2 tRNA genes and 3 rRNA genes are annotated in these 5,679 nt (G+C 46.0%); all 5 read right to left on the reverse strand.

From position 1 onward, the window contains the following. Positions 1-240 precede the first annotated feature (240 nt). The 5 genes from rrf to O9334_RS03370 all read right to left on the reverse strand — a co-directional run bounded on the left by rrf (position 241) and on the right by O9334_RS03370 (position 5,430). A 5S ribosomal RNA gene (rrf, locus tag O9334_RS03350) occupies positions 241-349 on the reverse strand. Positions 350-495: 146 nt separating this feature from the next. Next, a 23S ribosomal RNA gene (locus tag O9334_RS03355) occupies positions 496-3,380 on the reverse strand. Between the two features lie 178 nt (positions 3,381-3,558). After that, positions 3,559-3,632, reverse strand: a tRNA-Ala gene (locus O9334_RS03360). Positions 3,633-3,719: 87 nt separating this feature from the next. Then, positions 3,720-3,793: transfer RNA gene (locus O9334_RS03365), tRNA-Ile, on the reverse strand. 123 nt (positions 3,794-3,916) lie between these two features. After that, positions 3,917-5,430, reverse strand: a 16S ribosomal RNA gene (locus O9334_RS03370). The 16S, 23S and 5S rRNA genes sit together here with 2 tRNA genes alongside, the layout of an rRNA operon. Between the last annotated feature and the right edge of the window lie 249 nt (positions 5,431-5,679).

Consider the following 5,679-nt stretch of genomic DNA (forward strand, 5'->3'; position numbering starts at 1 on the left):
GAGCCGCTCCTATCACTCACGCATTATTGTATATACCAGAACATGTGATTTCAAAATTACTATAAATAAATTCTCTATCGTTTGATGGAGTTTTTTTTTAATACTATTCTATTTTCCATAGCGAACATTACCATCTGAGTAGTCTTTCTTAAACTTTTCTGTTTAAAATATATTTATCAATTTTTCCACAAATTGCTTTAAAACAAAAAAACCTCAATCTTTTCAGATTGAGGTTTTAAAAAAAGGCGGCGACATACTCTCCCACAAATTGCAGTACCATCTGCGCAGGCGGGCTTAACTTCTCTGTTCGGGATGGGAAGAGGTGAGCCCCGCCGCAATAACCACCTTAAGAGGTTTTGCAAGGGTATTACGATTTATCGTAACAACATTACATAATATCTTAACATACTGAGATAAAGAAAAAAGTGTCATCCTATAAGGATCTAAGAAAGTTCTCTCCCGTCTATTTATAAATAACTAGACGGGATTGATTTTGTACATAAGCTTATGGGTTATTAGTACTACTCGACTATGACATTACTGCCTTTACATCTATAGCCTATCAACGTAGTCATCTCCTACGACCCTTTAAAGAAATCTCATCTTGTGGTGGGTTTCGCGCTTATATGCTTTCAGCGCTTATCCCTTCCCAACGTAGCTACTCTGCAGTGCTCCTGGCGGAACAACAGATACACCAGAGGTTAGTCCAATTCGGTCCTCTCGTACTAGAATCAGATCCACTCAAATTTCTTGCGCCCACAGTAGATAGAGACCGAACTGTCTCACGACGTTCTGAACCCAGCTCGCGTGCCACTTTAATGGGCGAACAGCCCAACCCTTGGGACCTTCTCCAGCCCCAGGATGTGACGAGCCGACATCGAGGTGCCAAACCCCCCCGTCGATATGAGCTCTTGGGGGAGATCAGCCTGTTATCCCCGGCGTACCTTTTATCCTTTGAGCGATGGCCCTTCCATGCGGAACCACCGGATCACTATGCTCTACTTTCGTACCTGATCGACCTGTATGTCTCTCAGTCAAGCTCCCTTATGCCATTGCACTCTACGCACGGTTACCAAGCGTACTGAGGGAACCTTTAGAAGCCTCCGTTACTCTTTTGGAGGCGACCACCCCAGTCAAACTACCCACCAAGCAATGTCCTCCACATTATGGAGTTAGATCTCAGATAAGCAAAGGGTGGTATTTCAACAATGACTAACCAACGCCTGGCGACGCTGGATCGAAGTCTCCCACCTATCCTACACATCACTTATCCAAGACCAATACTAAGCTATAGTAAAGGTGCACAGGGTCTTTTCGTCCCACTGCGGGTAAACGGCATCTTCACCGTTACTACAATTTCACCGAGCTCATGGCTGAGACAGTGTCCAGATCGTTACACCATTCGTGCAGGTCGGAACTTACCCGACAAGGAATTTCGCTACCTTAGGACCGTTATAGTTACGGCCGCCGTTTACTGGGGCTTCAATTCAATGCTTCTCCGAAGATAACATCTCCTCTTAACCTTCCAGCACCGGGCAGGTGTCAGGCCCTATACTTCATCTTACGATTTTGCAGAGCCCTGTGTTTTTGATAAACAGTCGCCTGGACCTCTTCACTGCGGCCACGCCGTAAAGCGTGGCGACCTTTCTCCCGAAGTTACAGGTCTATTTTGCCTAATTCCTTAGCCATGAATCTCTCGAGCACCTTAGGATTCTCTCCTCGACTACCTGTGTCGGTTTACGGTACGGGTACTTATTACCTGAAGTTTAGAGGTTTTTCTTGGAAGCCCTTAGGCGCACTATCACTTTGGCCGAAGCCTCCGTGTACTATCGTATTTCCCCAAAACCCGTGGATTTGCCTGCGGGTCTTATAGGTAGGTACTTCAACGAACTATTCCGTCAGTTCGCGGCGCTTTCATCACTCCGTCACCCCATCACAGTAATAAGTAGTACGGGAATATTAACCCGTTGGCCATCGACTGTCCCTTTCGGGTTCGCCTTAGGTCCCGACTAACCCTCAGCTGATTAGCATAGCTGAGGAAACCTTAGTCTTTCGGTGTGCGGGTTTCTCGCCCGCATTATCGTTACTTATGCCTACATTTTCTTTTCTAACCAGTCCAGCATACCTTACGATACACCTTCAACCCTGTTAGAATGCTCCCCTACCACTTTGTATTACTACAAAATCCATAGCTTCGGTAATATGTTTATGCCCGATTATTATCCATGCTCGTCCGCTCGACTAGTGAGCTGTTACGCACTCTTTAAATGAATGGCTGCTTCCAAGCCAACATCCTAGCTGTCTGGGCAGACAAACCTCGTTCTTTCAACTTAACATATATTTGGGGACCTTAGCTGATGGTCTGGGTTCTTTCCCTCTCGGACTTGGACCTTAGCACCCAAGCCCTCACTGCTGGTAAACATTATATAGCATTCGGAGTTTGTCAGGAATTGGTAGGCGGTGAAGCCCCCGCATCCAATCAGTAGCTCTACCTCTATATAACTTATAACCAGCGCTGCACCTAAATGCATTTCGGGGAGTACGAGCTATTTCCGAGTTTGATTGGCCTTTCACCCCTACCCACAGGTCATCCGAAGACTTTTCAACGTCAACCGGTTCGGACCTCCACTATGTGTTACCACAGCTTCATCCTGCCCATGGGTAGATCACACGGTTTCGCGTCTAACACTACTGACTAAAGCGCCCTATTCAGACTCGCTTTCGCTACGGATCCGTGGCTTAACCACTTATCCTTGCCAGCAACGTTAACTCGTAGGCTCATTATGCAAAAGGCACGCCGTCACCCAACGAATGGGCTCCGACCGCTTGTAAGCGTATGGTTTCAGGATCTATTTCACTCCGTTATTCACGGTTCTTTTCACCTTTCCCTCACGGTACTGGTTCACTATCGGTCTCTCAGGAGTATTTAGCCTTAGCGGATGGTCCCGCCAAATTCAGACAGGGTTTCACGTGCCCCGCCCTACTCAGGATACCACTATTTATTATACTCGTTACCTATACGGGACTATCACCCTCTGTGGTCTCACTTTCCAGTAAGTTCTAATTCCTTGTACATAAAATGTCGTGGTCCTACAACCCCAACTATGCCGTAACATAATTGGTTTGGGCTAATCCGCGTTCGCTCGCCACTACTTACGGAATCACTTTTGTTTTCTTCTCCTCCGCCTACTTAGATGTTTCAGTTCAGCGGGTTTGCCCACCTATCGGTGTACTATGTCTTCAACATAGTGGGTTGCCCCATTCGGATATCTACGGATCAATCTGTGTGTGCCAGTCCCCGTAGCTTTTCGCAGCTTATCACGTCCTTCTTCGCCTCTGAGAGCCTAGGCATCCCCCATACGCCCTTATTTTGCTTATTGTACCAATCACGCTAAAGCGTGACCGTTTTTTTTGTCTTTATTCCGAAAAATAAAAACGCTTTCTACTTTTTAAAATTTTTCTTATCTCAATATGTCAATGAACTTTTTCTAGTTTTCAGTTTTCAGTCTCAGTATGCAGCGAACTGCTTACTATAAACTGTGACTGATTACTCGATAGTGGAGAATAACGGAGTCGAACCGTTGACCTCCTGCGTGCAAGGCAGGCGCTCTAGCCAGCTGAGCTAATCCCCCTAGTTTTTAAAATTCCAAATCTTTAAATTCCAAATTCCAAAAAAAATAAGGATTTCAACCTCTAGAATTTCCTTAAACAAAAAATTGTAGTCCCGCCCAGACTCGAACTGGGGACCCCTACATTATCAGTGTAGTACTCTAACCAGCTGAGCTACGAGACTCTGTTTTTGCTTAATTAAAAAAAACATCTTTTCAAATGCTTTTTCTTGTATTATTTGAACTAACAGCGAGAGTAATTAAATCTTAATCTTTAATCTTTAACTATATTTTGCGTCTTTCTCTAGAAAGGAGGTGTTCCAGCCGCACCTTCCGGTACGGCTACCTTGTTACGACTTAGCCCTAGTTACCAGTTTTACCCTAGGCAGCTCCTTGCGGTCACCGACTTCAGGCACCCCCAGCTTCCATGGCTTGACGGGCGGTGTGTACAAGGCCCGGGAACGTATTCACCGGATCATGGCTGATATCCGATTACTAGCGATTCCAGCTTCACGGAGTCGAGTTGCAGACTCCGATCCGAACTGAGAACGGTTTTATAGATTCGCTCCTACTCACGTAGTGGCTGCTCTCTGTACCGTCCATTGTAGCACGTGTGTAGCCCAAGGCGTAAGGGCCGTGATGATTTGACGTCATCCCCACCTTCCTCACAGTTTGCACTGGCAGTCTTGTTAGAGTTCCCGACTTGACTCGCTGGCAACTAACAACAGGGGTTGCGCTCGTTATAGGACTTAACCTGACACCTCACGGCACGAGCTGACGACAACCATGCAGCACCTTGTAATTTGTCTTGCGAAAGACTAGTTTCCTAATCGGTCAAACTACATTTAAGCCTTGGTAAGGTTCCTCGCGTATCATCGAATTAAACCACATGCTCCACCGCTTGTGCGGGCCCCCGTCAATTCCTTTGAGTTTCATTCTTGCGAACGTACTCCCCAGGTGGGATACTTATCACTTTCGCTTAGCCACTGAGATTGCTCCCAACAGCTAGTATCCATCGTTTACGGCGTGGACTACCAGGGTATCTAATCCTGTTCGCTACCCACGCTTTCGTCCATCAGCGTCAATCCATTAGTAGTAACCTGCCTTCGCAATTGGTATTCCATGTAATCTCTAAGCATTTCACCGCTACACTACATATTCTAGTTACTTCCTAATAATTCAAGTTAAACAGTATCAATGGCCGTTCCACCGTTGAGCGATGGGCTTTCACCACTGACTTATCTAACCGCCTACGGACCCTTTAAACCCAATGATTCCGGATAACGCTTGGATCCTCCGTATTACCGCGGCTGCTGGCACGGAGTTAGCCGATCCTTATTCTTACGATACCGTCAAGCTCCTTCACGAAGGAGTGTTTCTTCTCGTATAAAAGCAGTTTACAATCCATAGGACCGTCATCCTGCACGCGGCATGGCTGGTTCAGGCTTGCGCCCATTGACCAATATTCCTCACTGCTGCCTCCCGTAGGAGTCTGGTCCGTGTCTCAGTACCAGTGTGGGGGATCTCCCTCTCAGGACCCCTACCCATCGTTGCCTTGGTAAGCCGTTACCTTACCAACAAGCTAATGGGACGCATGCTCATCTTTTACCGTTGTGACTTTAATAATCAATCCATGCGGATCGAAGATACTATGAGGTATTAATCCAAATTTCTCTGGGCTATCCCTCTGTAAAAGGTAGATTGCATACGCGTTACGCACCCGTGCGCCGGTCTCTAGTTCCGAAGAACTATACCCCTCGACTTGCATGTGTTAAGCCTGCCGCTAGCGTTCATCCTGAGCCAGGATCAAACTCTTCATCGTATATTGTTTGTCAAGCTAAGCTTGACTGTTTTTTAGACGAATTTCTAGTCTTTTTTCAAATCTCTCGATTCTCTTACTCTCTTTTTGTTTGTTCTTAAAATCTCTTTTAAGAACGGCTGTCAATTCAATATGTCTAGGAACGTGTCTTCTTCTTTTTCGCCTCTCTTGCGGTTAGCGGGTGCAAAAGTAATCATTCTTTTTTATCTGGCAAGCTTTTTTGAAAATAATTTTAAAATTTTATTTCCTCCT

The sequence above is a fragment of the Microcystis sp. LE19-8.1F genome, from assembly GCF_027531715.1.
Classification (GTDB): Bacteria; Cyanobacteriota; Cyanobacteriia; order Cyanobacteriales; family Microcystaceae; genus Microcystis; species Microcystis wesenbergii_A.